This is a genomic window from Kitasatospora sp. NPDC023120, from assembly GCF_055560835.1.
Genome location: NZ_JBVHHY010000084.1, coordinates 1 through 4,098, shown reverse-complemented (window position 1 = coordinate 4,098; position 4,098 = coordinate 1). Strand labels below are relative to the sequence as shown.

Annotated in this window: 2 protein-coding genes; both read right to left on the bottom strand. The window is 71.9% G+C overall.

The features are described 5' to 3' along the window. Positions 1-1,865, bottom strand: a 1,865-nt coding sequence (locus tag ACZ3TI_RS40690) for a condensation domain-containing protein (RefSeq protein WP_465735587.1), incomplete at its 3' end; no start/stop codon positions are given. Next, positions 1,865-4,098, bottom strand: a 2,234-nt coding sequence (locus ACZ3TI_RS40685) for a non-ribosomal peptide synthetase (protein ID WP_465735585.1), incomplete at its 5' end; no start/stop codon positions are given. The genes ACZ3TI_RS40685 and ACZ3TI_RS40690, both read right to left, overlap by 1 nt.

Sequence of the window (4,098 nt, the reverse complement as noted above, 5' to 3'; positions counted from 1 at the left end):
CGGTTCACGATCCCCGCGTGCGGAACCACCACACCCTTCGGCCGACCCGTCGACCCCGACGTGAAGATCACATACGCCGGATGCCCCGGCACCACACACTGACGCTCAGTCAACTCATTATGACCGGCGGACTCCTCGACTAGCTCCCGCGTCACCACGACCGGCGCCCCCGCCGCCGACAGCAGGTACTCCACCCGCTCCGCCGGCAGCTCCGGGTCCACCGGCAGATACGCGCCACCCGCCTTCAGCACACCCAGCAGCGCCACCACCATCTCCACCGACCGCTCCATGACGACCGGCACCACGCACTCCGGCCCCACACCACGATCCACCAACAACCGCGCCAACCGATTTACCCGAGCGTCCAACTCCCCGTACGACACCTCAGCGCCCTCGAACACCACCGCCACCGCATCCGGCGAAACAGCCACCCGCGCCTCGAACAAGCCCGGCAACGTCCCCGCCGGCACCTCAACCGCCGTGTCGTTCCACTCCACCACCACCCGCCGCCGCTCATCCGCAGTCACCACCTCGACCGCGCTGAGCGGCAGGTCGGGGTCGTCCGCCACGGCCGCCAGGACCCGCGCCCAGTACTCGGCGATCCGCTCGACCGACTCCGGCTCGAACAGGTCCGCGGCCGCGGTCACCGCCCAGTAGAGGCCGGCCGGGCGCCTTTCGGGATCGAACGCCTCCTCGACCGAGAGGTCGATGTCGAACTTCGACATCGTGCTCTTGGCCTTCGACGCCGCCGTCAGGGCGCCTACTGCCTGCCCGTCCGCCGGATCCACTACCCGGCGGGCGTTGTTCTGCATGATGAGCAGCACCTGGTGCAGCGGATTGCGGGCCAGCGAGCGGGTAGGGGCCAGCTCCTCCACCAGCTTCTCGAACGGCACGTCCTGGTTCTCGAAGGCCGCGAGACCTGCCTCACGGACGCGCGCGAGCACCTCGCGGAACGTCGGATCGCCGGACAGGTCGCTGCGGATGACCAGGGTGTTGACGAAGAAGCCGACCAGGTCGTTCAGCGCCTCGTCGCCACGCCCGGCCACCGACACCCCGAGGGGGATGTCGGTGCCCGCGCCCAGCCGCGAGAAGAGCACCGCGAGCGCGGCCTGCAGCACCATGAACAGCGTCGCGCCCTCGGCCCGGGCCAGCTCCACCAGCCGGGCGTGCACCTCGGCCGGCGCGCCGAACCCGGACGAGTACCCGCGGTGGCTGGCAGCCGCCGGACGCGGGTGGTCGAAGGGCAGCTCGAGCTGCTCCGGGATGCCGGCCAGCGCGTCGCGCCAGTAGGCGATCTGTTGGGATATCAGGCTGTGCGGGTCGTGCTCCTCCTCGATCATCTCGCGCTGCCAGAGGGCGTAGTCCGCGTACTGGATCGGTAGCGGATCCCACTCGGGTGCCCGGCCCTGCTGGCGTGCCGCGTAGGCGGTGGAGAGGTCCCGGGTCAGAGGGGCTTTCGACCAGCCGTCCCAGGCGATGTGGTGGAGCACCAGGAGCAGTACCCGGTCCGCCCCCGCCGAGAACAGCGTCGCCCGGATCGGAACCTCCGCCGACAGGTCGAACGCCTGCCGTGTCCGGTTGCCGAGCGCGTCCGCCAGGTCCGCCGGCGCAGTCTCGGCGAGCCGCAGCTCCCAGACCAGCTCGTCCGGCTTGAGGATCCGCTGGTACGGCTGGCCATCGGCCTCGACGAACACGGTGCGCAGCACCTCGTGCCGGTCCAGGACGTCCCGCAGGGCCGCGTTCAGTGCCACGGGGTCCACATCGGCGGGCAGCCGCATGGTGACCGAGCTGTTGTAGGTGGCGCTCGGGCCTTCGAGCTGCTCGACGAACCACAGTCTCTGCTGTGCGAATGACAACGGATACATCAGGACTCCTCCCGGCGGCGCATCGGCCGCGGCGCGGTCCTCGCGGGCTTCTGCGTGGTGAGCCGGCCTGCCAGTCCGGCGACGGTTGGTGCGTCCAGCAGCACCCGCAGGGTCAGCTCCACGCCCAGCGCGACACGGATGCGGCCGATCAGGCGGACGGCGAGCAGCGAGTGGCCGCCCAGGGCGAAGAAGTCGTCCTCGACGCCCACCTTCTCCAGGTCCAGGACCTCGGCGAACGCCTCGCAGAGTGCCCTCTCCTGTGGGGTGGCCGGCTCGCGGCCGGCCCCCACCGTGTACTCGGGCGCGGGCAGTGCCCGGCGGTCCAGCTTCCCGTTCACCGTCAGCGGCAGCGCGTCCAGCACCATGAGGGCGGCCGGGACCATGTACTCCGGGAGCACGCGCGCCACCTGCTCACGTACCGCGGCGGCGTCCAGCGAGGCGCCGACCGCGTAGGCGACGAGGCGCTTGTCACCCTGCGCCGCCTCGTGCACGACCACCGCCGCCTGCTCGACGGCCGGAAGCGCGGCCAGCGCCGCCTCCACCTCGCCCAGTTCGATCCGGAACCCCCGGATCTTCACCTGGTCGTCCGCGCGCCCGAGGTACTCCAGTCGGCCCTCGGAGTTCCAGCGGGCCAGGTCGCCCGTGCGGTACATGCGCGCGCCCTCGGCCTCGAAGGGGTTCGCCACGAACCGCTCCGCCGTCAGACCGGGCCTGTTCAGGTATCCGCGCGCCAGCTGCACGCCGGACACGTAGACCTCACCGGCCACGTCCACCGGCACCGGCTGCAGCGCCGTGTCCAGCACCAGCACCCGCGCACCGGGGAGTCCGCGACCGATCACACTGGCCCCGCCGACCTCCCTGGCGGTCTCCGCGGTCAGGGCGGCATAGCTGACGTGCACGGTCGTCTCGGTGATGCCGTACATGTTCACCAGCTGTGGCGCGGTGTCCCCGTGGCGCGAGTACCAGGCGTCCAGTCGGCCGAGATCCAGCGCCTCGCCGCCGAACACCACGACCCGCAGGGCGAGTTCACCCGCTCCGTCGGGCGCCTGCTCGTCGGCCTGGGCGAGCTGGTAGAACGCGGACGGCGTCTGGTTCAGCACCGTCACCCGCTCCCGGACCAGCAGCTCCCGGAAGGCGTCCGGCGTCCGGGAGACCTCGAACGGCACCGCGACCAGCCGCCCGCCCTGCAGCAGCGAGCCCCAAAGCTCCCATACCGAGAAGTCGAACGCGAACGAGTGGAACCACGTCCACACGTCGTCAGGCGAGAAGTCGAACCGCTCCCGCGTCCCCGCCAGCAGCGCCACCACGCTGGCGTGCGGGACCACCACGCCCTTCGGCCGACCGGTCGACCCCGACGTGTAGATCACGTACGCGGGGTGCGACGCCGTCAGCACGGCCAGGCGCTCGCCGTCCGCCAGGTCGCCGCACGGCAGCGCGTCCAGCTCGGTGACGGTCTCGGCCGCATCCAGCGCGATCTCGGCCGCCCCGTGGGCGGGCAGCGCCTCCCGCACCCGTCCGGTAGTGACCAGCAGCACCGGACGGGCGTCCTCCAGCAGGTAGGCGATCCGCTCCGCCGGATATCCGGGATCCACCGGCAGGTACGCGCCTCCCGCCTTCAGCACCGCCAGCAGCGCCACGACCAGCTCGACCGAGCGGTCCATCGCCACCGCCACCAGGCTCTCCGGTCCCACCCCGCGCCGGACCAGCAGCCGCGCCAACCGGTTCGCCCGCTCGTTCAGCTCCCGGTAGGACACCGAGGCGCCCTCGGACACCACCGCGACCACGTCCGGCGTCCGCGCCGCCTGTGCCTGGAAGAGCTCCGGCAGCGTCTGCGCCGGCATCTCGGCCGCGGCCTCGTTCCACTCCACCAGCACCCGGCGCCGCTCGTCGGCGGTCAGCACCTGCACCGCGCCCAGCGGGAGGTCGCAGCCGCCGTCCAGCGTCTCCTCCAGGGCGGTGACCAGACCCTCCACCGCGGTGCGCAACATCGCGCACACCGCCGGCCCGTCGACCTCGGCCACCGCGTCCACGCTCAGCCCGAAGCGATCCCCGTCGTCGTCGACAGAGACCGTGACCGGGTAGTTGGTCCGCCCGCTGGCGGCCACCCTCCTGATCCCCTCGACCCTCGACCCGCGGCCGGTGTTGTGCCGGTAGTTGAACAGGGAGCTGAACAGCGGGACATCGCCCGCCACCCCGCTTGCCCGCTGCGCCAGCGTCAGCGGCGCGTGCTCGT